At 60.6% G+C, this 26,477-nt stretch carries 22 protein-coding genes; 15 read left to right on the forward strand and 7 right to left on the reverse strand.

Annotated elements, in window-relative coordinates; translation table 11 throughout:
- The first annotated feature begins 9 nt into the window (after positions 1–9).
- Entirely contained in the window at positions 10–837 is an 828-nt protein-coding gene (gene rsmA / locus U5A52_RS13505) for a 16S rRNA (adenine(1518)-N(6)/adenine(1519)-N(6))-dimethyltransferase RsmA (RefSeq protein ID WP_233882891.1), read from the forward strand.
- A 66-nt stretch (positions 838–903) separates the two neighbouring features.
- Here the strand turns inward: rsmA and panE are convergent, their stop codons facing one another.
- On the reverse strand, positions 904–1,854 hold the full coding sequence (gene panE, locus U5A52_RS13510) for a 2-dehydropantoate 2-reductase (RefSeq protein WP_321935013.1): 951 nt from the start codon (positions 1,852–1,854) through the stop codon (positions 904–906).
- 155 nt (positions 1,855–2,009) lie between these two features.
- On the opposite strand from panE, the gene gloA reads away from it, so the two are divergent.
- From gloA to U5A52_RS13580, 14 genes are all read left to right on the forward strand, one after another.
- The gene (gene gloA, locus U5A52_RS13515; protein ID WP_321913686.1) at positions 2,010–2,396 is read left to right on the forward strand and encodes a lactoylglutathione lyase; all 387 of its coding nucleotides are present in this window, start codon (positions 2,010–2,012) and stop codon (positions 2,394–2,396) included.
- 779 nt (positions 2,397–3,175) lie between these two features.
- Positions 3,176–4,528: an undecaprenyl-phosphate glucose phosphotransferase gene (locus tag U5A52_RS13520; protein ID WP_321935014.1), complete on the forward strand. Its 1,353-nt coding sequence runs from the start codon at positions 3,176–3,178 to the stop codon at positions 4,526–4,528.
- A gap of 98 nt (positions 4,529–4,626) precedes the next feature.
- Positions 4,627–5,811: a polysaccharide biosynthesis/export family protein gene (locus U5A52_RS13525; protein WP_415773856.1), complete on the forward strand. Its 1,185-nt coding sequence runs from the start codon at positions 4,627–4,629 to the stop codon at positions 5,809–5,811.
- Complete coding sequence (locus U5A52_RS13530; RefSeq protein WP_321935016.1) at positions 5,808–6,251, forward strand: low molecular weight protein-tyrosine-phosphatase; 444 nt, start codon at positions 5,808–5,810, stop codon at positions 6,249–6,251. The genes U5A52_RS13525 and U5A52_RS13530 overlap by 4 nt, the downstream gene beginning before the upstream one ends.
- A 3-nt stretch (positions 6,252–6,254) precedes the next feature.
- Positions 6,255–8,465 carry a polysaccharide biosynthesis tyrosine autokinase gene (locus U5A52_RS13535; RefSeq protein ID WP_321935017.1) on the forward strand — a complete coding sequence of 737 codons (2,211 nt, stop codon included), beginning with the start codon at positions 6,255–6,257 and terminating at the stop codon, positions 8,463–8,465.
- Between the two features lie 50 nt (positions 8,466–8,515).
- Positions 8,516–9,664, forward strand: a complete 1,149-nt coding sequence (gene wecB / locus U5A52_RS13540) for a non-hydrolyzing UDP-N-acetylglucosamine 2-epimerase (RefSeq protein ID WP_321935018.1) — start codon at positions 8,516–8,518, stop codon at positions 9,662–9,664.
- 28 nt (positions 9,665–9,692) lie between these two features.
- Entirely contained in the window at positions 9,693–10,931 is a 1,239-nt protein-coding gene (wecC, locus tag U5A52_RS13545) for a UDP-N-acetyl-D-mannosamine dehydrogenase (RefSeq protein WP_321935019.1), read from the forward strand.
- A gap of 39 nt (positions 10,932–10,970) precedes the next feature.
- A complete protein-coding gene (locus U5A52_RS13550; RefSeq protein ID WP_321935020.1) occupies positions 10,971–12,287 on the forward strand; it encodes a flippase in 1,317 nt (438 codons plus the stop codon).
- Positions 12,288–12,308: 21 nt separating this feature from the next.
- A complete protein-coding gene (locus U5A52_RS13555; RefSeq protein WP_321935021.1) occupies positions 12,309–13,121 on the forward strand; it encodes a glycosyltransferase family 25 protein in 813 nt (270 codons plus the stop codon).
- A gap of 68 nt (positions 13,122–13,189) precedes the next feature.
- Positions 13,190–14,419: an O-antigen ligase family protein gene (locus U5A52_RS13560; RefSeq protein ID WP_321935022.1), complete on the forward strand. Its 1,230-nt coding sequence runs from the start codon at positions 13,190–13,192 to the stop codon at positions 14,417–14,419.
- Between the two features lie 92 nt (positions 14,420–14,511).
- Positions 14,512–15,561, forward strand: a complete 1,050-nt coding sequence (locus U5A52_RS13565; protein ID WP_321935023.1) for a glycosyltransferase — start codon at positions 14,512–14,514, stop codon at positions 15,559–15,561.
- A 32-nt stretch (positions 15,562–15,593) separates the two neighbouring features.
- Positions 15,594–16,376, forward strand: coding sequence for a heparin lyase I family protein (locus U5A52_RS13570; RefSeq protein ID WP_321935024.1), 783 nt, complete (start codon positions 15,594–15,596; stop codon positions 16,374–16,376).
- Entirely contained in the window at positions 16,324–17,586 is a 1,263-nt protein-coding gene (locus U5A52_RS13575; protein WP_321935025.1) for an aspartate-semialdehyde dehydrogenase, read from the forward strand. The genes U5A52_RS13570 and U5A52_RS13575 overlap by 53 nt, the downstream gene beginning before the upstream one ends.
- On the forward strand, positions 17,583–18,332 hold the full coding sequence (locus U5A52_RS13580; protein WP_321935026.1) for a WecB/TagA/CpsF family glycosyltransferase: 750 nt from the start codon (positions 17,583–17,585) through the stop codon (positions 18,330–18,332). The genes U5A52_RS13575 and U5A52_RS13580 overlap by 4 nt, the downstream gene beginning before the upstream one ends.
- A gap of 459 nt (positions 18,333–18,791) precedes the next feature.
- On the opposite strand, the gene U5A52_RS13585 is transcribed toward U5A52_RS13580, so the two are convergent.
- The 6 genes from U5A52_RS13585 to lnt form a co-directional block, all read right to left on the reverse strand.
- Positions 18,792–19,679 carry a SprT family zinc-dependent metalloprotease gene (locus U5A52_RS13585; RefSeq protein WP_321935169.1) on the reverse strand — a complete coding sequence of 296 codons (888 nt, stop codon included), beginning with the start codon at positions 19,677–19,679 and terminating at the stop codon, positions 18,792–18,794.
- 178 nt (positions 19,680–19,857) lie between these two features.
- Entirely contained in the window at positions 19,858–20,619 is a 762-nt protein-coding gene (locus U5A52_RS13590) for a lysophospholipid acyltransferase family protein (protein ID WP_321913699.1), read from the reverse strand.
- A 41-nt stretch (positions 20,620–20,660) separates the two neighbouring features.
- The gene (gmhB, locus tag U5A52_RS13595; RefSeq protein ID WP_321913700.1) at positions 20,661–21,224 is read right to left on the reverse strand and encodes a D-glycero-beta-D-manno-heptose 1,7-bisphosphate 7-phosphatase; all 564 of its coding nucleotides are present in this window, start codon (positions 21,222–21,224) and stop codon (positions 20,661–20,663) included.
- 30 nt (positions 21,225–21,254) lie between these two features.
- Positions 21,255–23,354, reverse strand: coding sequence for a glycine--tRNA ligase subunit beta (glyS, locus tag U5A52_RS13600; protein WP_321935027.1), 2,100 nt, complete (start codon positions 23,352–23,354; stop codon positions 21,255–21,257).
- Between the two features lie 16 nt (positions 23,355–23,370).
- Complete coding sequence (gene glyQ / locus U5A52_RS13605; protein WP_321913702.1) at positions 23,371–24,378, reverse strand: glycine--tRNA ligase subunit alpha; 1,008 nt, start codon at positions 24,376–24,378, stop codon at positions 23,371–23,373.
- A gap of 250 nt (positions 24,379–24,628) precedes the next feature.
- Positions 24,629–26,326 carry an apolipoprotein N-acyltransferase gene (lnt, locus tag U5A52_RS13610; RefSeq protein WP_321935028.1) on the reverse strand — a complete coding sequence of 566 codons (1,698 nt, stop codon included), beginning with the start codon at positions 26,324–26,326 and terminating at the stop codon, positions 24,629–24,631.
- Positions 26,327–26,477: the final 151 nt, after the last annotated feature.

The following is a 26,477-nucleotide window of genomic DNA, read 5'->3' on the forward strand; positions in this document are numbered from 1 at the left end:
CCAGAGAAGATGTCCAACAGCAGCAGACAGCACCAGGGCCACTTCGCGCGCAAGCGCTTCGGCCAAAACTTCCTCGTCGACACGGGCGTGATCGACTCGATCGTCGACGTCATTCGCCCGCAGCGCGGCGAGCGCATGGTCGAGATTGGGCCCGGTTTGGGTGCGCTCACCGAGCCGCTCATCGAGCGCCTCGCCACGCCTGAATCGCCGCTGCACGCGGTCGAGCTGGACCGCGACCTGATCGCGCGCCTCACGAAGAAGTTCGGCCCGCTGCTCGAACTGCACGCGGGCGATGCGCTCGCATTCGACTTCGGCTCGCTCGCGGCGCCGGGCGAGAAGCCCTCGCTGCGCATTGTCGGCAATCTGCCGTACAACATTTCGAGCCCACTGCTGTTTCACCTGACCACGTTTGCCGAGCGCGTGATCGACCAGCACTTCATGCTGCAGAACGAAGTGGTCGAGCGCATGGTGGCGGAGCCCGGCAGCAAGGCGTTCGGCCGTCTCACGGTGATGCTCCAGTACCGCTACGTGATCGACAAGCTCATCGACGTGCCGCCCGAATCGTTCCAGCCGCCGCCCAAGGTGGATTCAGCGATCGTGCGCATGATTCCCTACGCCCCGCACGAACTGCCGAAGGTGAACGATGCGCTGCTCGGCGAACTCGTGACGGCCGCCTTCTCGCAGCGCCGCAAGATGCTGCGCAATACGCTCAGCGATTACCGCGAACGCCTCGACTTCGACGCGCTCGGCTTCGATCTGGCGCGCCGCGCCGAGGAAGTGCCCGTTGAGGAGTATGTGAGTCTCGCGCAGGCGCTGGAAGGGGCAGGCGGCGCTTGATGAGCGCGTGATGCGCCGCCTTGCCGGTGCGTTAGCTGCTTTTCAGACCGCTTCTCAGACCGCTTTTCAGGCCGCTTCGCTGCGCTGCGCCTCGTAGGCTTTGAGCTGGCTATAGACGACGCGCAGCACCGATAGCTCGTTCGATGCGTGCTGCACCGCGCCGCCGCGCCGGATCAGGTCGCCGAGCACGTGATCGGCCTCGATGCGCGAACCGTTCTGCACGTCGCGCAACATCGAGGCGGTGAGCGCCGAACCCTTGGCGAACAGCATCGAGCGTGAACGTTCGAGGAAGCTGTCGCGCACGGCGTGGCCATGTTCGGCTGCGATCGCGCGGCATTCGGCAAAGAGACGCTCGATGGTCGCGGCGCCGTCGGGCGTGGCGAGAATCACGCCAACGGGCGCACGGAAAAGACACGTGCTGCCCGCGAGCGACGCGAGAAACACCCACTTCTCCCACATTTCCTGAAGGATGTGATCGCTCGCCTTCACGTGGAAGCCGGCATTGCCGAACTGATCCGCTACGGCTTGCACGCGCGGCGAGACGCCGCCGCCGAGTTCGCCGAACGTGATGGCGTGCACATCATTCAGATGCACGATCTCGCGTTTGTCGTTGAGCGTGGACGCGATCAGGCACACGCCGCCCAACACCCCCTGCGTGCCGAAGCGCGCCTGCAGGACTTCCAGATGGCGCATACCGTTGAGCAGCGGCAGGATCAGCGTGTTCGGCCCGACGGCAGCGGCGAACGAATCGATGGCGTTGTCGAGGTCGTAGGCCTTGCAGCTCAGCAATACGAGATCGAACGGTTGGCCACCTTGCGACTCGAGCGCTTCGCGCGTGACGGTCTTGACATCGCGCAGCGTGAGATCGCCCGCCGGACTGCGGATGACGAGGCCCGCTTCGCGCAGCTGCGCGGCGCGCGCCTCGCGTACCAGAAACGTCACGTCACGCCCCGCAGCGGCGAGCCGGCCGCCGAAATAGCCGCCCGTCGCACCCGCACCCACTACCAGAATTCGCATGTCTACTCCTAGTTTCTTGCGTATGGCGAAATTGCCGTGGGCAATTTCAGGATGGCGTTCATGCTAGAGCAAATCGGCGCATCTTGCCGGGCCCGGCAGGGCTGGCGCGTTTTTGGTACAGTCCGGTTTTTGACGACGGCAAAACGGAGTACACAATGCGCCTGCTGCACACGATGATCCGGGTCGGCGACCTCGATCGCTCGATCAAGTTCTATACCGAACTGCTCGGCATGAAACTGCTGCGCCGCGAAGACTACCCCGATGGCAAGTTCACGCTGGCCTTCGTTGGGTACACGGACGAGCGCGATGGCACGGTGATCGAGCTTACGCATAACTGGGATACGGCTTCCTATGATCTTGGGGCCGGATTTGGCCACCTGGCGGTTGAGGTGGATGATGCCTACGCCGCCTGCGCGAAGATCAAGGAGCAGGGCGGGACGGTGGTGCGTGAAGCGGGTCCGATGAAGCATGGGACCACGGTGATCGCGTTTGTGACCGATCCCGATGGGTACAAGATCGAGTTTATTCAGAGGAAGAAGTAAGGTAGTTTGTAGGGCGGCGTCGGAATTCTCTGGCGTCGCTGCTTAAAGCTCGTTGAGTTTTAAATCGAATTAACAGATGTCCGGCAATTAAAAAGAAAATATCGGATGATTTGTGAGAATCAAATATTTTTCATCTTTATCTCACGTGGGATACACGTGCGACCATTTGTCGATTGCACGAGTCATCATCTTTTTTGATCGATCTCGCCTGTCGTCGCTGGGGTGAAATATATCGATGCAAATAATTCGCACTGCAAATTATGCGATATCAAGAACGATCGTATCGCACATTCAGTTGCTTTTCTCTAGTGGATTTGAGATTACTGGAATCCACGGTTGTGATCTCTTACGAGTCCATTTCGGACTCATCCTATATACGCAAAAGTAACGACGGTCGAAACTTTCTCCTCTGTCATTAAACAAGAAACGGACTCGACAAGGCGCTCCCATGCGAAAGCTGGTGCATGGGGAATCCCCCTTTAGGCTGGCAGCGCTGGGTGTGTTTATCCGCGCGAGCGTCTTCGAATTCATTGAGCGAGGGAGTGCAGCGTGCAGGGAAGCAACCAATTTTCGCGTCGTCCGTCTCTTATCTCCGGTGGATCCACGACGTGGCTGGACAGTTCACGAATAAACCTGCAGTAGCTGGCGGCGATCGGTGCACGCCAGCGTTGACAAACCACGTCCGAAGTGACGCGGCAATCAATTCATTCGTGGATACCTCAATGCATCTGCCCGCTCAAGGCCATCGCGCCACATCAGGGCGCCGCTCTGGCGCACTCATGCGCTTGCTTGACGTTATTGTGATCACAGTGTGCGCGTCTGCCGCCCTGCGGCTAGAGGCGACACCAGCTCAACCCGGCTATGACAACGCGCTAGTCGCGTTCGCGCTATTGGCGTCGGTATTCCTCTTCCCGCTCTTCGGTCTGTATCAGACCGTTCGCGGCCACATCTTCTGGCGCTGCGTTTGCGCGCCGGTTGCCGCGTTGGTGCTTGCGCTCGTAGTTGCGTTGCTGGTCGCGATCATTCTGCTAGAGCCGTATCGTCCGGCGGGCGACTGGTTCACGCGGTGGATGTGCCTCTCCGGTCTGGGCCTCGTGACTTGCCGGATCATCGGACGCTTCGTTGATCGGCGGCGGGAGGAGCAGGGCGCGCGCACACGCGCTGTCGCGATCGTTGGCAGCGGGGCGCATTGCCGCCACCTGCTGCGCAAGGTCGAAACCACGCCGAACTCAATCTACGCCGTCTCGACCATCTTCGACACCGGCCCGGAAATTGCCGCGGCACCGGGCGTCGTGCCTGCTTTTCGCGACCGGGAAGGTTTTGCCGATTTCGTGCGCCGTTATCACGTCGTTGAGGTCTGGCTTGCGTTGCCGCTCTCGGAAGAGCGCACGATTCTTCAATTCATCGATCTGTTTCGCAACGACCTCGTGAACATCCGGTTTGTTCCAGACGTCAGTGGCCTGGCGCTCTTCGAAGGCGAAATGGTCAACCTCGACGGCACGTCTGCGATCAATCTCGTGGGCTCACCGCTTTCGTCGGACGCCCTCGTTTCGAAGGACATTTTCGATCGCGTGTTTGCGTTGCTGGCCGTAATCGGGCTGGCTCCGATACTCGCGACCATCGCGCTTGCCGTGAAGCTTTCCTCGCCCGGGCCCGTGCTCTTCACGCAACGGCGCAAAGGGGCGAACGGCAAGATCTTCAACATATACAAGTTCCGCAGCATGCGGGCGCATGAAACGGCGCACGGCGTCGTCAAGCAGGCAACGCGTAACGATCCCCGCATTACGCGAGTTGGCGCTTTTCTGCGCCGCACGAGTCTCGACGAGCTTCCGCAATTCTTCAACGTACTGCGCGGCGAAATGTCGGTAGTCGGGCCGCGCCCACACGCCATCGAACATGACGCGCTCTATCAAAACATCGTGGACGACTATGTTCACCGCTATCGCATCAAGCCGGGAATTACGGGCTGGGCACAGGTGAACGGCTTTCGTGGCGAGACGGATTCAGTCGAGAAGATGCGGGGCCGCGTCGAACACGATCTCTATTACCTCAGCAACTGGTCCTTCGGGCTCGACATGCGCATCGTGGTCGCAACGATGTTCAAGGGACTGGTACATCGCAACGCGTATTGAATAGCTGGAATGTAGAAGTGGTGAAATCATTGACGAAACCGTTTGAGCGCACCCTGAGCGGGGCGCGGCGCACCGCTCCGCGCCTTGCGAGTGCGACTATGGCTGTTGCACTATGCGCTGCGCTTGGCGCGTGCGCGGTTGCGCCTGGCATGCGCATGTCCCTGTCGAAGGGAAGCACCCAGACGCAGGCGCCCGCCGGGAACAGTTCCAACGCTGAGAGGTCGACGGCTGGGGGGGCAGCCGCTCCGACGACCGGCACGGCAGCACAGGTCGCCGATGCGACTTCCGCTACGCCTGAAGTGCCTGTTACCGAACTCAGCGTCGAGACAGTGAAGGGCCTTCAGGAAGCGCGCTTGAAGCAGCAGCAACAACAGGTCGAACTGCTATCGGCGGTGCCTCAGCCGTACACGATCGGCGCCGGCGACGTTCTGCAGATTGTTGTATGGGACCACCCGGAACTCGCAGCGGCCGTGGGCGGCACGCAGTCCCAGGCGTCCACGCGGCCGGGCGATCCGTTCTCCGGTTTCGTTGTCGACCAGGCGGGCGACCTGACGTTCCCCTACGCGGGAACGATGCACGTAGCAGGACTACGCACAGAGGAAGTGCAACGACGTCTTTCGGCATCGCTCGCTCGGTATTTTGTCAAGCCGCAGGTCACGGTGCGCATGGCTTCTTACCGCGCGCACGAAGTCTATGTGGACGGCGAAGTGCGCAACCCTGGCGTCGTCGCCGTGAACGATGTGCCCATGTCGCTCTATGAAGCCGTATCGCGAGCGGGCGGCTTTGCCGACACAGCCGATCAAAGTGACCTCGTGCTCGTGCGCGGCGGGCAATCTCACCGCATCAATCTGACGCAAATGGTGGCAAGCGGTCTAAGCCCATCCCGGCTGTATCTGAAACCCGGCGACATGCTGCGCGTTGTCGCACGCGACGAAAACGACGTCTACGTGATGGGCGAAGTCAACAAGCCGATCTCCGCCATCCCGCGCCGTACCGGCCGCATCACATTGGCCGACGCGATCGCGCAGGCGGGCAGCGTCAACTCGTCGACGGCCGATGCCGCTCAAATGTTCGTGATTCGCGGCGCGCTGAATGGTACGCCGGAAGTGTTCCACCTCGACGGACGTTCCCCGGTCGCCATGGTCGTAGCGAAAGAGTTTGATTTGCAACCGAAGGATGTCGTGTATGTCGACGGCAATGGCCTTGTCCGCTTCAACCGCGTACTGACGTTGCTGATTCCCGCCATCAGTGCGGGCCTGACTGCGGGGTTGGTGGCGAAATGATCGAGCGTGTTCTGGTTGTCTGCGAAGGCAACATTTGCCGTAGTCCCTTGGCATGCGCCATGTTGGCGCACGCGCTCCCGGGCATCGGCTTTAGTTCGGCCGGGACGCATGCGCTCGTTGGCGAGGGCGCGGATCCGACCATTGCGCAACTGGCACTCGAACGTGGTGTACCGCTCGAGGGACACGTGGCTTCGCCATTGACGGACGAGCGCGTTCGCGGTGCAGACCTGATTCTCACCATGACGAAGTCACAGCGCGAGCAGATCGAGAACGCGTGGCCGTTTGCACGGGGAAAAGTCTTCAGGCTGATAGAGGGCGAGGGCATCGATATCGTCGATCCTTATCGCCGACATCGCGCGACATTCGACCTTGCGGTCGCACAGATCGAACACGGCGTTGCACATTGGCGCGACGTCCTTGCAGCACAGCAGCTTCATTGAATCATGACTCTTCTTAAGAAAAACGCGTCATCTGAAGCCGCAGACGACGAAATCGACCTTTCCGAATTGCTTGCCGTGCTTCGAGAGAACATCTCGTTGATCGGTATTGTTACCGCGATCGTCTTCGTGATCGGTGCGCTTTATGCTTTTCTCGGGACGCCTGTCTATCGCGCAGACGCGATGATTCAGGTGGACGACGATTCGGGCATGGGTTCCATCAACGAGAAGCTGGGCGACCTAGCCTCGCTGTTTCAGTCGAAGGCGACCGCCGACGCCGAGATCGAGTTGATTCGGTCGCGCATGGTCGTTGGGGAGACAGTTGAAAGGCTGCATCTGGATATCCGTGCGGTTCCTCATTACTTTCCCTTGATCGGCGCAGCCATTGCGCGTAGCCGCAACGTGACAGACGGGGGTATCCCCACTGCGGTGCTCGGCCTCGACAGTTTTGCCTGGGGTGGAGAACGAATCGGCGTCACGAAATTCGACGTACCGCAAGCGCTTCACGAGAAAAAATTCAAGCTGACGGCATTGGCCAACGAACGCTACGAATTGCGGGACTCAGATAACAACGTTGTGCTGACGGCGCATGTCGGTGAACTCGCTCATGGCGAGACGCCATATGGCCCAGTCGAGTTGAACGTAGCCTCGCTGCTCGCGCGCAGTGGAACACGTTTCGATTTGACGCGTTTCTCCACTCAGCTTACCGTCGCCGATCTGCAGAAAGCCCTCGACGTTGCCGAAAAGACAAAACAATCCGGCATTATCGGCGTGAAGCTGGACGGCGACGACGCGCCTCGCATCGTGGCTACGATCAACATGATCGCGAGCCTCTACGTGCAGCGCAACGTAGACCGCAAATCGGCTCAAGCACAACAGATGCTCGATTTCCTTGGCCAGCAGTTGCCTGAACTGCGCGCTGCACTCGATCAGTCTGAGGCTCGCTACAACGCGTTTCGAGAGAAGTCTGGTGCGATTGACCTCGACACACAGGGCAAGTTGCTATTGCAGTCGATCGTCGATTCAAAGACGCGCTTGACTGATCTACAGCAACAGCGCGCCGATCTCATCCAGCACTTTACGGCGTCACACCCTTCAATTGCGGCGGTGGATGCGCGGATTGCAGAACTCGAAAATCAGCAAGATCAGTATGAAAAGCAGGTAACGGCAATGCCAGAGACGCAGCAGCAAATGCTTCGCCTCCTGCGTGACGTGAAGGTCAACACAGACCTGTATATGAAACTGCTGGATAGCACGCAACAGTTACGCGTGTTGAAGGCTGGCCAACTTGGCAACGTGCGGACTGTCGACTACGCCGTTGTCCCCGAAAAACCGGTTCGCCCGTTGAAAATTCTGGTATTGCCGCTTGCGATCGTAGTCGGCTTGCTGCTGGGCTGCGCGATCGCGCTGGGTCGCCGCATGTTCAACCGTGGCCTGGAAAGCCCCGCTGAAATCGAGCACGCGGTAGATATTCCCGTCTACGCGATCATCTCGCACAGCGACAAGGAGCTGGCGCTGCGTCAATCGGTACGCCGCAATCCCACGAGGCCCGGTGTTCTTGCCGCTGTATACCCGGATGACGTCGCAGTGGAAGGGCTGCGTAGTTTGCGCACCGCAATGCAATTCGGCGTGCTCAAGCCTGAGAACAACGTCGTCATGATTACCGGTCCGCGACCGGGTGTCGGCAAATCATTTGTTTCCGTGAACCTCGCCACTGTCCTTGCAGCAGCAGGAAAGCGGATCTTGCTGATCGACGCGGACATGCGGCGTGGTGATGTGCACTCCTATTTTTCGATCAATAGCAAGCCTGGCTTCTCGGAAGTTCTTGTCGGACGTGACCCTAAGGATGTCATTCATCGCGAAGTATTGCCAAATCTCGACGTGATGATGTCCGGTTCGACCCCCGACCGGCCGGCTGAACTACTGGTCCGCGACAGGCTGGCGGTTGTGCTCAAGGCGCTCGCTTCGACCTATGACATGGTGATCGTCGATTCGCCACCCGTGCTGGCAGTCACGGATGCCGTTGTTATTGGCAAACATGCCGGAGCCACGCTGATGGTCGTGCGGCATGGCCGTCACTCTGCCGCGGAACTGCGCGAATGCACACGACAACTCTCGAGCGCGAACGTTGACGTGAACGGTCTGTTGCTCACGGATGTTCCCGGGCGCGGCGCATCTTACGGCGCTTACTCGAACTACAGCAAGAAACCGGACTGAGGCTATCGGCCATTGCGTGCGGCGCGCCATTTGATCAGGACACGGCATCGATGAAAAAAAATGTACTACTAACGTTTGGAACGCGACCGGAGGCGATCAAGATGGCGCCGTTGGTCAAGCGCCTTCAACGCGAGCCCGGCTTTCGATGCCAGGTTTGCGTGACGGGACAGCATCGCGAAATGCTGGATCAGGTACTTACGCTGTTCTCCATTCAGCCTGACTTCGATTTGAACATCATGAAGCGTGGCCAGGATCTGTACGACGTCACGACGGCCATTGTGACGGGCATGCGCGACGTGCTGGCGCAGGCACGACCGGATCTTGTGCTGGTACATGGCGACACGACTACAACAATGGCTGCAACGCTCGCCGCGTTCTACAACCGAACGCCGGTAGCGCACGTCGAAGCGGGATTGCGCACGGGAAATCTGCTCTCGCCGTGGCCGGAAGAGGCTAACCGCAAGTTGACCGGTGCGCTCGCTTCGCTCCATTTCGCGCCTACTGAAAAGGCGCGCGACAACCTCATACGTGAAGGCGTGCAGGCGCAAACAATCGTGGTGACGGGGAATACGGTGATCGACGCTTTGTTGCACGTGCGCGAGCGCCTGGCAACAGATGCGAGATTGCGTGCGGATGCTCAGCGCATGTTGCCGCAGCTTGATTCCTCGCGGCGCCTCGTCCTGGTCACGGGTCACCGCCGTGAAAGTTTCGGCGACGGGTTCGAGCGCATTTGTGCCGCGCTCGCGCAAATTGCGCGTACACGGCCGGACGTTGACGTCGTCTACCCCGTTCATCTGAATCCGAGTGTGCGCGAACCGGTTAATCGCCTGCTTACCGGCATTGCGAACGTGCATCTGATCGAGCCCCTCGACTACCTTCCGTTCGTCAGCCTCATGGACCGCGCGCATCTGATCCTGACCGATTCAGGCGGAATTCAAGAGGAAGCGCCGTCGTTGCGTAAGCCCGTTCTAGTGATGCGCGAAACAACCGAGCGCCAGGAAGCGGTCGATGCAGGTGTGGTCCGGCTCGTCGGTACTGACGTCCGCGCGATTGTAGAGGGCGTGACACACCTACTCGCAGACCACGCTGCGTACGCAGCGATGAGCCGGGGCGATAACCCCTATGGCGACGGGCGAGCGTGCGAGCGCATTGCAGTCACGTTGAACGATGGGTGGGCTGCTGCGGCGCGCGCAGCGTGAAGTTCCTTAGAACCAAATGATGGCTACTATGAATTTTGAAACGATTTCGGTTGTTGGTCTGGGTTATATCGGACTGCCCACGGCTGCGGCGTTCGCCGCTCGCCGCAAGAAGGTCATTGGCGTGGACGTCAACCAGCATGCGGTCGACACGATCAATCGCGGCGCCATTCACATTGTGGAGCCGGAACTCGACATGCTGGTGCACGCGGCGGTGTCGCAGGGCTATCTGCGGGCGACAACGAGTCCGGAACCGGCAGACGCCTTCCTTATTGCCGTGCCAACGCCGTTCTCTGATGGGCACAAGCCGGACCTTTCGTATATCGAAGCGGCCAGCCGTGCAGTTGCGCCGGTATTGAAGAAGGGCGACCTCGTTGTGCTCGAATCGACCTCACCAGTTGGCGCGACCGCAAAGATGGCGGATTGGATGGCCGAGATGCGGCCGGACTTGACCTTCCCGCAACAGATGGGAGATGCGTCTGATGTTCGCATTGCGCATTGCCCTGAGCGCGTGCTCCCGGGACACGTGATTCGGGAACTGGTTGAGAACGACCGGGTAATCGGTGGCATGACGCCGCGCTGCAGCGAGGCGGCGCAGGAGCTCTACGAGGTGTTTGTGCGCGGACAATGCATTGTGACCGATGCGCGGACTGCGGAAATGTGCAAGCTCACGGAAAACTCGTTCCGGGACGTGAATATCGCGTTTGCGAACGAACTCTCGCTGATTTGCGATCGGCTGGATATCAATGTGTGGGAGCTTATCAAGCTGGCGAACCGACATCCGCGCGTGAATATTCTGCAACCGGGTCCGGGTGTGGGTGGGCATTGCATTGCTGTCGATCCGTGGTTCATTGTCGACTCTGCTCCCGAGCAGGCGCGACTCATTCGCGCCGCGCGCATAGTGAACGATGACAAACCGCATTGGGTGGTTGAGCGCGTGGAGCGTGCTGCAAAGCGCTTTCGGGAGCCGGTGATCGCGTGTCTGGGGCTCGCGTTCAAGGCGAATATCGATGATTTGCGGGAAAGCCCGGCAGTGGAGATCGCGAGAGAACTTGCCGAGCGGTTTCCTGGGCAAGTCGTCGCCGTAGAGCCGAATATACGTACTCTCCCAGCTGAACTCGAAGGTCGCCTTGGGCTTTGCGATTTGCGAAGCGCGATGGCTGAAGCGGACGTGATCGTCATTCTCGTAGATCATGCGCAGTTCAAGCAGTTCGATCCGGTTCGATTGCAGGCGAAGGTGGTGATTGATACACGCGGGGTTTTAGCGTGAGCGAAGCACCAGTGTTCTCAGCGCGGAATCAAGCCACAAATGGATAAGGTTCGAAGCGCGCCGCGAATCCAGGGCGCAGTGGCACTGATGGCGCGCGCGCCACGCCTCGGCCGCAACTTGTTCGCGATGATCGCGTGGCAGGTCGGCAACTACCTTGTGCCGCTGGCGACATTTCCGTATCTCACGCGTGTGCTCGGGCCGACCCATTTCGGCATCCTCGGCTATGCGTCGGCCATTGCTGTCTATGGCGTGCTGTGGACGGACTGGGGTTTCAACCTCAGTGGGCCGCGCGCGATTGTCGAATGTCGCGGAAGTAAGACCGACATCAACGAATTGATCTGGTCAGTCATCTTTGCGAAGGCGCTGCTCTGTGTCGTTTCGCTGCTCGCTTTGGGTGTCGCGATGCACTTCGACAGGCAGGCCGCCGCCGTGCTACCCGTCGCGCTGATGTCGTGGATTGCCGTAGTGAGCAACGTGTTCACGCTCAACTGGGTACTGCAAGGCTTGGAGCGATTCTCGCTGTTCGCGACAGTATCTCTGCTGGGACGCTTCGTGACTCTTCCGCTGATCTTCGTGTTCGTTAAGTCAGCTGACGACATCGCGATCGCGGCGGCGATTCAGGCGTTTGCCCCTTGTCTGACGGCTCTCTTCTCACTGTTGATGGTACGTAGACTCGGGTTCCTAGGCCAGCCGGGGCGAGCATGGTGCTCGGCGGTGCGACGCCTCGCGCAGGGGGCGGACATGTTCGTGTCGACGATCTCGGTGAGCCTGTTTGGGGTGAGCAATACGGTCCTACTCGCAGCGCTTAGCGGTCCCTACCAGGTTGGGCTCTACGCGGCGGCCGATCGCATCAAGACCGTGGGAAACATGGTGCCCGCCCAGATCAATACCGTGCTGTATCCGCGGGTGTCGGCGCTGATGCTGGACAGACCGAGGTCCGCGGCGAAGCTTACGGCGCTTGGCGCTGCCGCAACGCTCGCTATCACAGGCGCGGGCGTGTTTGCCGTTACCGCGCTCTCTGGGTACGTAACGAGCGTTATTCTCGGGCGCGGATTCGGTGCGGCGGCGCCGGTGTTAACGTTGCTGTGCCTCGCGACAGTGTTCGGCAATCTCGCCTACATGCTCGGCCTCCAGGTGCTGGTGCCGTTCGCGAACGGCAAGTTGAGGTCGATCGTCATGCTGTTCGCCGGCATTCTCAACATTGGCCTGTCGTTCGCGCTGATTCCGCGCTTTGGTGCACGCGGTGCCGCATGGGCGTTTCTGATCGCCGAGGCAGTCATCCTTATTGTGTTCGTCTTGGTCATCGTGGGATCACCCCGTATGCGGGCGCACTTCACGCAATTGCTGAGGGTATGAATGGCAGCGCGATTTCCGGTCATGATTGTTTCGCTCGCGCGCTCCGGGCGGCGCGAGCGCATTGCGGAAGTGATGTCGAAGCATGGCGTAGATTTCTCCTTTGTCGACGCGATCGATGCACAGCGTTTCAAGAGCAGTGAGTTCGCCCGCCTCTATGACGACTCGGCGGCGCGAGCGCGCTACGGGCGGTCGCTGACCCAAGGTGAGGTGGCGTGCTTTCTCAGTCATCGACAGCTTTGGCAGCGTGTGCTGAGTGACGGCAGGAGCATGATCGTGCTCGAAGATGACGCCCTTTTGGACCCCGCTTTCTTTACGAAGGTGCTGATTTGGCGTGAAGACACACTCGCACGCATGGGTGACATCGTGCTGCTGGGGCAGTCTAAGTTGAGTCGCTCGCGCGAAGCTCGAGAGTATCTCTACGAGCCGCTCAAACGCTCCAGTCGCATCGATGGTATGCGCATAGGCACGCCGTTCAAGCAATGGACATCGGGTGCGGTCGGCTACTGGATTTCCCCGCGTGGAGCGACGCTCGCACTAGCACATACGGAAGGGCCAGTGCGAGCTCTACTCGACGACTGGCCGTGGCATCGTGACGACGGCGGAATGGTCATAAGGGAACTGCGGCCTTACGTTGTGTGGGAAGCGTTCGAATCGCTCGCGAGCGACCTGGAAGGCGAGCGCAGCCGTCTCACGCCCACGAGTGGCCGGTGGCGCGATTGCCTGCTTGAGCCCGTGCGTGTGGGGCGGCTCATCGTGCGCTGGGCCGTTGTGGCCGCGATTTGCATCGCCGAGTCGGCCAGCAGTGGTGGTGACCAGAAGGGCGGCGCGCGATGATTGACTCGGCAATCCGGATGCGTGAATCACGTGCCAGTGCGAGCGCATGGGACAGATCGTCGCGAGCTATGATCTGGCTCGTCCTCTACGTCGGTATCGCGCTGTCGCCGCTCTCTGACTTCATGTCGGTTTACGCGCTGAAAGGGCAGGTGGGCGGCGACATCGGCGCGCGCTATTCGCTATTCGTGCGCGGCGCGATGGTTGTCGGGTTATTAGCTGTGATGTTGTTCAGCGGACGGGTGCGGCTCTCGAACTGGCGCATCTGCTTGTTGGCAATGGTTGTGGTGAATATGTCGTTCGCCTCGCTGGCGTTCAACGCAATGTCCAACGGAGAGTTCCTCGAGCAAATCGTCGTGATCGCGAAGGTCTTTTCGCTCTTCGTCTATGTAGCGGCGTTCTCTGAACTCAAGGACGCTCAGCTTGAGAAAGTCGAAGCTCTGATGCGTGCGACATTGCTAATGTACGCCCTAGCGATCGTTGCGGGCGCGGTGTTCTCGATCGACATTTTCCGGAGCTACCGGGGGGACACACAGATCCGAGCAGGATACAAAGGCATCATCTACGCGCAGAATGAGGCGTCGGCGCTATTGCTCTCTGGGCTGGCACTGGTGTATCTCCATATCGTCCGGAATGGCTGGAGTGCCAGTCGTATTGGACTCATTGTGGCGCTGTTCGTGGCGGCGTTCCTCTTGGGTACGAAGGGGGCGCTAATCGCCGGTTTCGGGGTCATCGCGGCATACTCCTTTGTGCGATACGGCGTTGTTAAGGCGACGGTCCGGCTAGTCGTCGTCATCGTGTTGATGCTGATTGCGGCGATCGCGGTCTATTACCTCGTGCCGTCTGTGCGCCAGGCAGTCGATCTCAGCGTTCAGTACTTCACCTATCAAAGCGATCACGCGGGTGGCGGTAAGATCGCGACAGTGCTCATGTCGGGTCGCAACGTGAAATTCTCGAACGTATGGGGCGAGCTCGCAAGTCGAGACTTCCTGCCGCTGCTAACTGGCGGTTATCCGATCGTTCGATACCTTATTGAAATGGATGGGCCTGACCTCGCGTTGGTCATGGGAATCCCGGTGTTCTGCTGGTACCTGCGGGACGTTTTCGGACTATATGCTCGGCGTGGCGATGGTGATATTTCGCACTACGGGAGATACTTTTTTATCTTGCTAATGACGATCGCATGCTCGGCCGGTCACGTGCTGACGTCTGCGATCGTTGCGCCCTATCTCGCCGTGATTGCGGACCTTGTGCGTAGATGGTCCGACGAGGAGCGCAGGGTGATTGCCGGCAGGCGATAAACATATGAAAAGCGAGTACCAGTTTCATGAGTAAAACAATGCACGTGCTTCACGTGGGTCCGGGATTCGGCCAGCGAGGAGGTGTCGCCTCCGTGCTCGATGAACTGCGAGCCGCGAAAGCTCTGTTCGAGGAGAGTGCAATTCGTGTCGAATTCTTCGAGACACGCGGTTTCAAGGCAATTAAGGACAGACTGTTGTTCTTCGTGCTGGATATGCCGCGATTCTTCCTGCGTGTGTTGAACGGAGTTGACGTCATCCACTTCCACGTTTCGGCGCGCGGCTCAGCGCTCAGGAATCTGATGCTTTATCGACTCACTCGTATGCTTCGACGAAAGGTGATTTTTCACTGGCACTCGAATGATCTTCCCGATTGCATCGAGCAGGCTAAGGGATGTATCAAGTCGGGATTGAGAAATTTCATCGAGTCAGCCGACGACGCCATTGGCGTGTCGACCGCAACGGCCGCGGATATCCGTAGATTCAGAAAAGGGGCAAGCGTTCGGGTAGTCGGTAACTGTGCGCTAAATGCGGAACGCGTTGCCTTGCTCGGGCCGGCGAAGGCGATGAACGCACGTGATTCCCAGGCATATGTCGCATTCTCAGGTAGCTTCTCCGACGAAAAGGGGTTGTCAGAGTTGTTCGCCGCTATTGCGATCCTAAAGAAGAAGCAGGTGCGCATTAGCGTGAAGCTTGCCGGAACGGGGGAGACGGATCGATGGCTCGAGTTTGCACGGCAGTTGGATATAGAGGATTGCATTTCGTTTATCGGTTGGCTGCGCGGCGACGAACTGATGAACTTCTATCGCAATGCACGAGCGTTGTGCTTGCCCAGTCATCGTGAATCGTTCGGCATCGCAACCCTCGAGGCAATGCTTTGTGGTCTTGCGGTCGTAGGTACGAGGACGGGTGGATTCTTCGATCTCGTCAAGGAAAGGGAAACGGGATTTCTGGTCGACGCGGGCAATGCCGGGCAACTCGCTGAGGCTCTTGAGCAGGTCTGTGGCGATCCCGGCATTGCTTGGCAACTGGGCGAGGCCGGGCGACGGTACGGCCTTTCGCGTTTCTCGGTAAAAAGTGTGTGTGCAGAGTATGTACAGTGTTACCGAGAACTACGAGAACAACCGACTCGAACGCCAATTTAAGTCACTTAGTTAAGCGTATGAAATGTGTATCGTTGCAATTGCTGCGCTACGGTTTGTGTGGTGTGACCGTGCTGGCTTGCGCATTCATGGCGACGGAGCCAGCGAATGCGGATCAGGTGCCGGTCAGCGCCGCATTGACCCAAATGGCTCACGTGGATTGGCACGCCGGTACAAGTGGAGCGGTGTCGGTACAGGCGAATCCCGGAGATATTGAGATCGCGTCAAATCCGGAAGATGCTTCGCGTAAGGTATTGCGGGTGAAAATTGCGCGCCGAGAAAGCTATGTGGATGTAGCGAATGGCACGCCGCGAGCCGAGTTGTTGTTCCGCGAGCCGGCAACATTCGCACAAGGCTCAGACTACCTTGTCCAATGGAGCACGTACATTCCGCGTGATTTCGAATTCGATGGTAAGCAAATGGTGATCATTTCGCAGATTCATCAATCGGCGAGGGAAGGAGGGCCGACGGTTGCGCTAACCTTGCTCGGGACAAGCTATTACGTCTCGACGCGTGGTGGAATACAGGTGCAGAAGACAACCGCCGGTGCAAAAATTTGCTGCGCTGACAGCGACAAAGGGAAGTGGGTTCATTGGATGCTTCGTTATATCCCAGACGACTCCGGCGTACGATCGTTTACGCAGCTTTGGAAGAATGGTGAATCGGCATTTCGTTCCGAGCACGTCCCCAATGCATATTCGGGCGATCAACATGCCTATTTGAAAATCGGATTGTACAAGGCTGGATGGGAGAAAGAGGCATCCGATGCAGAAACGCAAACTTTGTTCTATGGACCTGTTTCAATCTTTAAACGATAAGTCGATTATGAATATATCGCAGATGGAGGAGCAGGATCAGATTAGGGCGATCTGTAATGGCTTACTGCATAGAATCAGACACGACGATTACTGCGGTTACGATCCCTACGACGCGTTGAACAGCAGCCTCTTCTCAAAGATCGGAGGCGTGCGAAGTCGGATTGCCCGGATTGCTTGGCAGCAGCTGCACAGGCGCAGCCCGGTCAATTTAAGGCCGCTCTGTGGAATTGAAAAATCTAGAAATCCAAAGGGAATCGCGTTAATGGTGCTCGGATTGATTGAGCGCTTTGAGCAGCAGCGAAGCAACGCCGACTTGGACGAGGCGATCAGGCTGGGCGACTGGCTCTTGTCACAACGAGCCAATCCCCAGGCTTGGCCGCACAGCGCTTGGGGATACAACTTCCATTGGGCTGCGAGAGCGTTCGATGTACCGCTTGGCAAGCCAAATGCGATTACGACGTGCTATGTCGCGCGAGCGCTTCTCGCGCTATGGCGCGTGACGGGCCATCGTCGGTTCGTCGAGAGCGCGCTGGATGCAGGAAGATTCCTGCAAACCCTGTACACGATTCAGGGAGACACCGCTTTCTATCGCTATGTGCCAGGCGAGAGTGCGATGGTCCACAACGCTAACCTTTGGACGGCTGCGATCGTGGCGTTGACTGCAAGGCACGCAGGGGATGACACCGCGTGCGAGCAGGCGTTGCTGGCAGCACGTCATTCGGTCCGTGCGCAGGGCGAAGATGGTGCCTGGCAGTACGGCGAGCGTAGTCATCATGGGTTCGTCGACGGATTCCACACTGGCTATAACCTAGAAGCGCTGTCTACGCTGCAGGGCGCATTGGCGACACGAGAATTTGAGAAAGTCGTAGCGCGGGGCATGGAGTTCTACCGAAAAGCATTTTTCGAGGAGAACGGCGATGTGAGGTACTACGCCAACCGGAAGTATCCACTCGACACGCATTCGGTCGCGCAAGCGGTTATCACGTTGCTGCGTGTCGGTAGATCCGACGAAGACCATGGACTTGCGCGACAAGTCATCCATTGCGCAATCGAACGCCTCTATCTGCGACGCGAGGAGCGCTTTGTCTATCGACGAGGGCGTTATTTCTCCAACAAGGTGAATTACATGAGATGGACACAGGCGTGGGCCTTCTACGCACTGAGCTTGTATAGCTCCGAAGCCGAGCGGCGCACGCGAGATGCACAATGAAAAGAATAGAACTGTTTTCTTGTCCGATGGACGTGGCTACCGGCCGCGAGACCGTAGAGTTGATCAGGAACCGGATTGAGGCCAGGCAGTTTACCCAGCATGTTGTCGTTAACGCGGCCAAGATCGTACACATGCAGCACGATGTCGTCCTTGCAGCGTCGATTCGCGCTTGTGACATCATCAATATCGACGGCATGGGCGTCGTCTGGGCCGCGCGCATACTCGGCGTTGACGTGCCGGAGCGGGTTGCAGGTGTCGACCTCTTCGACGACTTGCTTGCGATGGCTGCCGAGCGTGGCCTTCCAGTCTTTCTGCTTGGCGCCACGTCCGAGGTGGTGCAGGCGACTGCGGAGAACATCTGCCAGCGTCATCCTCGGCTTATCGTGGCAGGCTATCACCACGGCTACTTCTGGGACGATGAGCCCGCGATCGTCGAGAAGATCGGTGCGTCTGGCGCGCGGCTTTTGTTTGTTGCGATTACGTCTCCGAAGAAGGAGAACTTCATCAATCGCTGGCGCGCGCAACTTGGCGTGGATTTCGTCATGGGAGTGGGGGGCACGTTCGATGTCGTCGCGGGGAAGGTACGCCGGGCGCCAGTGTGGATGCAGCGCTACTGTCTCGAATGGCTCTATCGTGTCATTCAGGAACCGGGGCGCATGTGGCGCAGATACCTTACTACGAACTTGCAATTCGCGAGGCTGCTTTTCAAGGCGATCCTGCGCATGCCGCGAAGTCAGGTGGATTAATCAGGGACTTGTGCAGCGCGACGTCTGGTGGTCGGGCGAAGGGCAGCAACGACGCTCGCACTCGAGATGTGAATCGGGCTATGCACCAAATGGATATACGCGTTCCACTTCAATAGATCTTCGAGGCTCTTTCGACCAGCTTTCCGTCTTTTTTCAGAAATGGGCAATCAAGGTCTTGAACTGAATCCTTTTCTTCGTATCGCTTCGACAGTTGGTGAAGGTAATTTGTAATGCGACCATCAACTACTAAGGGGTTGGAACCGTGGCGTTTCGTTGCGCGGTGATTGTGGGACAAAGTGATTCCAACGTTGTCATCGGCGGCAGGGGTAGGAGACCTTGAGCGCCCATCATCGGCAATGACACCATGATCTAGCCGTGTTTGCCGGTGATCCCACGAACGTGACGGTGGTAGGCATTCAACTGTGAATCTGTGCAGTAGCTTCCCGCTGACGGCCCCCGTCACATCTCCACCGGATGCTGCTTCAATTGCTTCCTGGCCTCCCGAAACTCCGGAAAAATCGACTCCACCGTCTGCCAGAACCGCGGACTATGATTCATCTCACGCAAATGCGCGAGCTCATGCGCAACGACATAGTCCACGACCGAAAGCGGAAAATGAATCAACCGCCAGTTCAAGCGAATCCTGCCTTCGCTTGAACAGCTTCCCCACCGCGTAGCCGCGGAAGAAAGCGCATAAGACCGAAACGTAACCCCAAGCCTCTCCGCATAAACCTCAAGTCGCTCACCAAAAACCCGTGTCGCTTCGCCCTGAAGCCACCCAGTCACGCGATCCTTGATCTGCTGCGCTTCAGCATGCGGCGGCAACGGCAACGCAAGAACACGGCTCGCTTCATCAAACGCGAGCACAGAAGCCCCAAGCCTCACCGTAATCGGCTTGCCAAGAAACGGCAGTTTAGCCCCATCGCGCCATTCCACACGCGGCAACGCGCGTTGCTCCGTGCGCGTCTGCCACTCCGCGAGCTTCGCAAAAATCCACCGCTGCTTCTCAGCGATAGCGGTCTCAATATCGGCAATCGTGACCCATCTGGGCGCAGTGATGCTAAGCCCCGTCCCATCGATCACGAACCCAATCGATTTACGCGAAGAGCGCTTGAGCCGGTAATGCAGCGTGCGCGCGCCAAGGGCGACAGTACGCAGGCGCGTGCCATCGGGCGCGAGCGGCGCCTTGCCGGGCTTTTCAGGCGATAGCAAAGGAGCGGGCTGCGGTGTGTGTAAGGGAGAGGACGCATCAGGCGCCACAACAGGCGCCGGTTCAGCAAAGAGCGGCAAGTCGAGCTGCCGGTTGTCGAGTGCCGCGTTTGGGCGCGGCGTGGGGGACTTCTGCATCGTCAGGCCTGGTGCGGATGGGCGTGCGCGGCGTGGGCGTTTGCCGCTTTTCGCGGGGCGCTTGCGTAGGGCTTCCGGCGCAGTGTTGTGCGGCGTGCTCAGCCGTGCGGCGAGCAGCGCCAGCACTCGCGCGCCAACCCTGCGTGCAACGCGAGCCAGCACGTCAAGCGCCGACGCCTCAAATCCCCGCTGCTTTCGCCGCTGCGCCATCCGTTTCGCGATACGCCTCAGGATCGATGCGTCGCATTTCCGCTTCGATCCACTGTTCCACGCGCGTGTTCACTTCGTCGGGCGTGAGTCCGGTCGTCTCGATCGGCTTGCCGATCGACACCGTGACTATACCCGGATATTTAATGAACGAGTTTCGGGGCCAGACGTGGCCCGCGTTGTGCGCGATCGGCACCACGGGCGCGCCGGTTTCAATGGCAAAGCGCGGGCCGCCGGTCTTGTACTTGCCCTGCTTGCCCACCGGTATGCGCGTGCCTTCAGGGAACATGATCACCCAGGCGCCTTCGGCCATGCGCTGCTTGCCCTGGCGTATCACCGAGGTGAAGGCGTTCTTGCCTTCCTTGCGGTTGATGTGAACCATCTTCAGCATGCCGAGCGCCCAGCCGAAGAACGGCACGAACAGCAGCTCGCGCTTGAACACATAGCACAGCGGTCGCGGCATGAGCGCAGGGAACGCCAGCGTTTCCCATGCGGACTGGTGCTTCGAGAGCAGCACGGCCGGCCCGTTGGGCAGGTTCTCCATGCCTTCGATACGGTAGCGAATGCCATTGAGGTGGCGCGCGACGAAAAGCGTGGAGCGGCACCAGCCCACGGCCATCCAGTAGCGTCGCGTTGCGTTCAGGAACGGGAACGCGATAAAGCACGCCGTTGCGTACGGCATCGTGTAGACGATGAAGTAGATGAACAGCAGCAGGGAGCGGAGAAAGCGCATCGGTCGAGCCGGGTTAATGTACGCGGGAACTGTCTGCGCCTTCACGCAGTGGCGTTCGCGAGAAAATCGAGCGCGAAAGCGCGCAGGTCGTCGTGGATCATCGTGCCTTCAGGCAAGCCGCCGGCGGCGAGCGTTTTCTCGCCTTTGCCCGAGCGCACGAGGTGGGTGCGAAAGCCGAGCGCCGCGCCCGCTTGCAGGTCGCGCAGCGAGTCGCCCACCACCGGAGTATCGGCGGGCTCGATCTCGAAGCGCTCTGCGATCATCTTGAGCATGCCCGGCAGCGGCTTGCGGCACTCGCAATGGTCCTGGGCCGTGTGCGGGCAGAAGAACACGGCGTCGATGCGCCCGCCCACGGCCGCAGCCTGGCGGTGCATCTTCGCGTGCATGGCGTTGAGCGCGGCCATGTCGAACAGTCCGCGCCCGATGCCCGACTGGTTCGACGCCACCGCGACGCGATAGCCCGCCTGGTTCAGGCGCGCGATCGCTTCGAGGCTGCCGGGAATCGCGATCCATTCGTCCGGCGACTTGATGAACGCGTCGGAGTCGACGTTGATCACGCCGTCGCGGTCGAGGATCACGAGTTTTCTGGTGGTGCTGTTCGGCATGGCGTCTTGCTCAGTTCCGCTTTTTTCCGCTTATGCAGCGAGTCGCGAGATGTCCGCGACGCTGTTCATCTGGCGATGCAGCGCCTTGAGCAGCGCGAGGCGGTTCGCACGCAGCGCCGGGTCTTCGGCGTTGACCATCACGTCGTTGAAGAACGTGTCCACGGTTTCGCGCAGCGCCGCGAGCGCGGTGAGTGCGCCCGTGTATTCACGTGCGGCGAGTTGCGTTTCCACGCGCGGCGCGACCTGTTCGAGCTGCGCGTAGAGCGCCTTTTCTGCGGCTTCGATGAAAAGGGCCACTTGCACGCCGGCGTCTTCCGCGCCCTCGGACTTCTTGAGGATGTTGGAGATGCGCTTGTTGGCCGCCGCGAGCGAGGCCGCTTCCGCGAGCGCTGCGAATTCGCGCACCGCGTCCAGACGCGAGACGATGTCGTCAAAGCGCGTGGGGTTCAGTGCGAGCACGGCGTCCACTTCGGTCGCCGCAAAGCCGCGTTCGCGCAGCATGCCGCGCAGGCGGTCCATGCAGAACTCGTAGATGGCCTGGGTCGATTCCGTCACCGCCTCGATGCCGGCGAATTGCGCGTACGTGGCGCGCAACAGCTCAACCAGGTCGAGCGGCAGTTGCTTCTCGACGAGAATGCGCAGCACGCCCAGCGCGTGGCGGCGCAGCGCGAACGGGTCCTTCTCGCCCGTGGGCGCAAGGCCAATGCCCCAGATGCCGACGAGCGTTTCCAGCTTGTCCGCGAGCGCGACGATCGTGCCCGTCGCGGTGGCGGGCAGGGCGTCGCCCGAGAAGCGCGGCTGATAGTGCTCGGAGCACGCAATCGCCACTTCTTCGGGCTCGCCGTCGTGGCGAGCGTAGTAGGTGCCCATCGTGCCTTGCAGCTCGGGGAACTCGCCCACCATGTCGGTCAGCAGGTCGGCTTTCGCGAGTCGCGCGCCGCGTTCCGCGAGCGCGATATTGGCGCTGCACATCAAGGCGATCTGGCCGGCGATCGCTTCGAGGCGCTCCACGCGCTGCAGCGTCGAGCCGAGCTTGTTGTGATACACGACGTTCGCGAGCAGCGGTACACGGTCGGCCAGCGGCTTCTTCTTGTCCTGCTCGAAGAAGAACTTCGCGTCGGCCAGACGCGGGCGCACCACGCGTTCGTTGCCTTCGACGATCTCGTCGGGCGTTTGTGTTGCGATATTCGAGACGATCAGGAAGCGCGAGCGCAGGCGGCCCTGGTCGTCGGTGAGCGCGAAGTACTTCTGGTTCGTCTGCATCGTGAGGATCAGGCATTCCTGCGGCACTTGCAGGAATTCGTCCTCGAACTTGCATGCATACACAACCGGCCATTCGACGAGCGAATTTACTTCGTCGAGCAGCGACTCGGGCATCACGACCTTGTCGCTGCCGGCCTGTTCGATGAGTTGCGCGCGAATCGACTCGCGGCGGTCGGCGTAGCTCGCGATCACGAAGCCCTTGTGCTGGAGCGTGTGCGCGTACTCGTCGGCGTGCTGAATGGCGATCAGGCCTTCCGAGAGGAAGCGGTGGCCGCGCGTGGTGTCGTCGGCGTCGACGCCGAATGCCGTGACCGGCACGATCTGGTCGCCGTGCAGCACCGTGAGGCGATGCACCGGGCGCACGAACTGCACGTTGCTGCCGTCCGGGCGCTGGTAGGTCATGACCTTCGGGATCGGCAGCTTGCCGAGCGCTTCGTCGAGCACGGCTTGCAGGCCGTCGGCGAGCGTGGCGCCAGGCGCCGAGTAGCGCAGGAAGAACGCTTCGTTCTTGCCGTCGCTTGCGCGTTCAAGGTCGTTAACCGGGAAATCGGGGAAGCCGAGCGCCGCGAGCTTCTTCGCGAGCGGCGCGGTGGGCTGGCCGCTCGCGTCGAGCGCGACCGAAACGGGCAGCACTTTTTCGCGCACCTGCTTTTCGGGCGCGACGCTGCGCACGTTCTTGATCGTGACCGCGAGGCGGCGCGGCGTGGCGTAACGTTCGAACGCGAGATCGCCTTCGATCAGGTCGCGCGCGGCGAGGCGCTGCGCAATGCCTTCGGCGAACGCGTCGCCCAGGCGCGCGAGGGCCTTGGGCGGCAGTTCCTCGGTCAGCAGTTCGACGAGGAGAGTGGCGTGATGAGCTTGCGTCATTGTTCTGGAGATCCGGTCATGCCTCGTCGAACTTGCGTTCGACCTTCAGCGGCGGCGCCCAGGCGGGCATCGCGGCGTCCTGTTCGTCGGTGGTGAGGCCAGGCACGCCGTGCACGGGGTTGCCGAGCATCGGGAAGCCGAGCTTCTCGCGCGACTCGTAGTACGACTGCGCCACGCTGCGCGACAGCGCGCGAATGCGGCCGATGTACGCTGCACGCTCCGTCACGGAGATCGCGCCGCGCGCGTCGAGCAGGTTGAACGTGTGGCCGGCCTTGAGCACGAGTTCGTAGGCGGGCAGCGCGAGCTGCAGATCGATCATGCGCTTCGCTTCGCTTTCGTACGCGTTGAAGAACGTGAACAGCAGGTCGACGTTCGCGTGCTCGAAGTTGTAGGTCGATTGCTCGACTTCGTTCTGGTGATAGACGTCGCCATACGTGAGGCGGCGCAGTTCCGGGCCGTTCGGGCCTTGCTCTTCCCACTCGGTCCACACGAGGTCGTAGACGTTCTCGACCTTCTGCAGATACATGGCGAGACGCTCGAGACCGTAGGTGATTTCGCCGAGCACCGGCTTGCAGTCGATGCCGCCCACCTGCTGGAAGTAGGTGAACTGCGTGACTTCCATGCCGTTGAGCCACACTTCCCAGCCAAGGCCCCAGGCGCCGAGCGTGGGGTTCTCCCAGTCGTCTTCGACGAAGCGCACGTCGTTCTGCTTCAGGTCGAAGCCGAGCGCCTCGAGCGAGCCGAGGTACAGGTCGAGAATGTTCTCCGGCGCGGGCTTGAGCACCACCTGGTACTGGTAGTAGTGCTGCAGGCGGTTCGGGTTCTCGCCGTAGCGGCCGTCCTTCGGGCGGCGCGAGGGCTGCACGTAGGCCGCGCGCCATGGCTCGGGGCCGATTGCGCGCAGGAAGGTGTGGACGTGCGAGGTGCCGGCGCCGACTTCCATGTCGATCGGCTGGAGCAGTGCGCAGCCCTGCTTGTCCCAGTAAGACTGGAGCGTCAGGATGATTTGCTGAAACGTGAGCATGTGTGCCTGCAGTGTCTTTCGGGCTTGCGGGAGCGGAATGCAGCGGGCCCGCCTTAAGCGAGCGCGCCGGCGGGGCGGCGATTCTCCGCCTTGCCCCTTCCCCTTGCGTGGCCCGGGCCGGAGGCGGCCAGGTGCTAAAACGTTGAATTTTACCGGATTGCCGGAGCCTTGAGACCTGGACGGGGTTCCGGCGGCCGGCAGCGGTGTGGTTGCGTCGTTGGCGCGATGTTGCGTGTGCCTTGCGCGCGCCTTATTTTTCGTCCGCCGGCTTGCGCGTCTTCGCGCCCTTGAAGGCCGGTCCGAACGCGAAGCCGAGCGCGAGCAGCAGCAGCGAAATGGCGATGACGGTGTTGTTGCCGCTCGTCACGTAGGGCGTGAAGCCGCTCGTGCCTTCCACCTTCACGTCGAGCGAGCCCGCCGTGAACGTTGGCAGACGCGCGATCACGCGGCCTTTCGCGTCGATGGCGGCGGTCGCGCCCGTGTTGGTCGCGCGCAGCATCGGCCGGCCGGTTTCGAGCGAGCGCATGCGTGCGATCTGCAGATGCTGGTCGAGCGCGATGGTGTCGCCGAACCACGCGAGGTTCGTCGAGTTGATGAGGATGCCCGGCGAGGTGGGGCTCTCGCGCACAATGCGCGCGATTTCCTCGCCGAAGATGTCCTCGTAGCAAATGTTCACGGCCACGAGTTCACCGTGCACGCGGAACGGCGGCTGCACAGGCGCCCCGCGCGCGAAGTCGCCGAGCGGGATGTTCATGAGATTGACGAACCAACGGAAGCCCCAGGGCACGAACTCGCCGAAGGGCACGAGGTGGTGCTTGTCGTAGCGATAAAGGCCGTTCTGGCCCGGCGTGATGCCGAACAGGCTATTGGTGTAGTCGGTCACGCGTCCGTCGGGCGTGATCGTGCCGCCCACCGCGCCGAACAGGATGGCCGTGTTCGTGCCGTCGGCGAAGGCGCGGATATCGCGGCCGAACTTCTGGGGAATCTCCTGCACCAGCACCGGCACGGCGGTTTCGGGCGTGACGACGAGATCGGCGGGCTTTTCGGTAATGAGCTTCTGGAACTCGTTGAGCGCGTCGGTAAAGCCGGCCTCGGAGAACTTCATGTCCTGCTTGACGTTGCCTTGCAAGAGACGCACGTTGAGCGGTGTGCCGGACGGTTGCGTCCACGAGACGAGCGAGAGCAGCAGGCCGGCTGCGATCACGGCGACAGCGAGCAGCGCCGGCGTCGCGACTGCGCTGCGCGAGGGCGCTGCGGGCTGGCGATTCACGTCGCGCACGCGCAAGACCGCCTGAGCGATGAGCGCCGCGACGAGCGCGAGCACCCAGCCCACGCCATACACGCCGACGATCGGCGCGAAACCGGCGAGCGGGCCGTCCACCTGCGCGTAGCCGCTCGAAAGCCAGGGAAAGCCGGTGAACACGTAGCCGCGCGCCCACTCGCCGAGCGCCCATGCGCTTGCGAACGCGAAAGCGCCGTGCCACGTCGGCGAAAACGGCAACTCGCCGCTGCGTCCATTTTTCGCATGCCCCGCGCAGAACGACCAGATGAGCGCGGCGAGCGCCGGATACATACCGAGATAGAGCGAGAACAGCACGAGCGCTGCGCCCGCGAGCACCGCAGGCATGCCGCCGTAGAAGTGCATGCTCACGTAGAGCCACCACACGCCGCTCACGAAGTTGCCGAAGCCGAATGCCCAGCCGGTGAAGAGCGCGCTCTTCCAGCCGGTCGTGCGCGTGAGCCAGCAGTAGAACAGCGCGAAGATCGCAATGGCGAGCCAGCCGCCGTGCGGCGTGGGCGCGAATGACAGCGTGTTGAGCGCGCCCAGCGCGGCGGCCGCGAGATAGTGCCAGAAGGGCAGCGCGCGGCGCGCGGCGCCGTTGGTGGCGCTGGTGGTTTCCGTCGCGCGCGTCTCGGTGCGCGTGCGGGTATCGATCGGTTCGGCCATGCGGTGCTGTGGAATGCGATGAAATGCGCGATGAAAGGCGCGAGCGCGGATTGCGCGACGAGCGCAACGATAGCACTTTCGTGCGTCGTTCCCGGGAAGCTCTGCTGGGGACGGATCGGGACATCCGCGCGCTCGAAGCAAAAACGCCAGC

It is taken from the genome of Paraburkholderia sp. J8-2 (assembly GCF_905220195.1).
Lineage (GTDB): Bacteria > Pseudomonadota > Gammaproteobacteria > Burkholderiales > Burkholderiaceae > Paraburkholderia.

What these genes read in the sequence shown, in the direction of transcription:
- rsmA (WP_233882891.1), top strand. Translation starts at nt 10, where the DNA reads ATGTCCAACAGCAGCAGACAGCACCAGGGCCACTTCGCGCGCAAGCGC.
- panE (WP_321935013.1), bottom strand. Translation starts at nt 1,854, where the DNA reads ATGCGAATTCTGGTAGTGGGTGCGGGTGCGACGGGCGGCTATTTCGGC.
- gloA (WP_321913686.1), top strand. Translation starts at nt 2,010, where the DNA reads ATGCGCCTGCTGCACACGATGATCCGGGTCGGCGACCTCGATCGCTCG.
- U5A52_RS13520 (WP_321935014.1), top strand. Translation starts at nt 3,176, where the DNA reads ATGCGCTTGCTTGACGTTATTGTGATCACAGTGTGCGCGTCTGCCGCC.
- U5A52_RS13525 (WP_415773856.1), top strand. Translation starts at nt 4,627, where the DNA reads ATGGCTGTTGCACTATGCGCTGCGCTTGGCGCGTGCGCGGTTGCGCCT.
- U5A52_RS13530 (WP_321935016.1), top strand. Translation starts at nt 5,808, where the DNA reads ATGATCGAGCGTGTTCTGGTTGTCTGCGAAGGCAACATTTGCCGTAGT.
- U5A52_RS13535 (WP_321935017.1), top strand. Translation starts at nt 6,255, where the DNA reads ATGACTCTTCTTAAGAAAAACGCGTCATCTGAAGCCGCAGACGACGAA.
- wecB (WP_321935018.1), top strand. Translation starts at nt 8,516, where the DNA reads ATGAAAAAAAATGTACTACTAACGTTTGGAACGCGACCGGAGGCGATC.
- wecC (WP_321935019.1), top strand. Translation starts at nt 9,693, where the DNA reads ATGAATTTTGAAACGATTTCGGTTGTTGGTCTGGGTTATATCGGACTG.
- U5A52_RS13550 (WP_321935020.1), top strand. Translation starts at nt 10,971, where the DNA reads ATGGATAAGGTTCGAAGCGCGCCGCGAATCCAGGGCGCAGTGGCACTG.
- U5A52_RS13555 (WP_321935021.1), top strand. Translation starts at nt 12,309, where the DNA reads ATGATTGTTTCGCTCGCGCGCTCCGGGCGGCGCGAGCGCATTGCGGAA.
- U5A52_RS13560 (WP_321935022.1), top strand. Translation starts at nt 13,190, where the DNA reads ATGATCTGGCTCGTCCTCTACGTCGGTATCGCGCTGTCGCCGCTCTCT.
- U5A52_RS13575 (WP_321935025.1), top strand. Translation starts at nt 16,324, where the DNA reads ATGCAGAAACGCAAACTTTGTTCTATGGACCTGTTTCAATCTTTAAAC.
- U5A52_RS13580 (WP_321935026.1), top strand. Translation starts at nt 17,583, where the DNA reads ATGAAAAGAATAGAACTGTTTTCTTGTCCGATGGACGTGGCTACCGGC.
- U5A52_RS13585 (WP_321935169.1), bottom strand. Translation starts at nt 19,679, where the DNA reads ATGCAGAAGTCCCCCACGCCGCGCCCAAACGCGGCACTCGACAACCGG.
- U5A52_RS13590 (WP_321913699.1), bottom strand. Translation starts at nt 20,619, where the DNA reads ATGCGCTTTCTCCGCTCCCTGCTGCTGTTCATCTACTTCATCGTCTAC.
- gmhB (WP_321913700.1), bottom strand. Translation starts at nt 21,224, where the DNA reads ATGCCGAACAGCACCACCAGAAAACTCGTGATCCTCGACCGCGACGGC.
- glyS (WP_321935027.1), bottom strand. Translation starts at nt 23,354, where the DNA reads ATGACGCAAGCTCATCACGCCACTCTCCTCGTCGAACTGCTGACCGAG.
- glyQ (WP_321913702.1), bottom strand. Translation starts at nt 24,378, where the DNA reads ATGCTCACGTTTCAGCAAATCATCCTGACGCTCCAGTCTTACTGGGAC.
- lnt (WP_321935028.1), bottom strand. Translation starts at nt 26,326, where the DNA reads ATGGCCGAACCGATCGATACCCGCACGCGCACCGAGACGCGCGCGACG.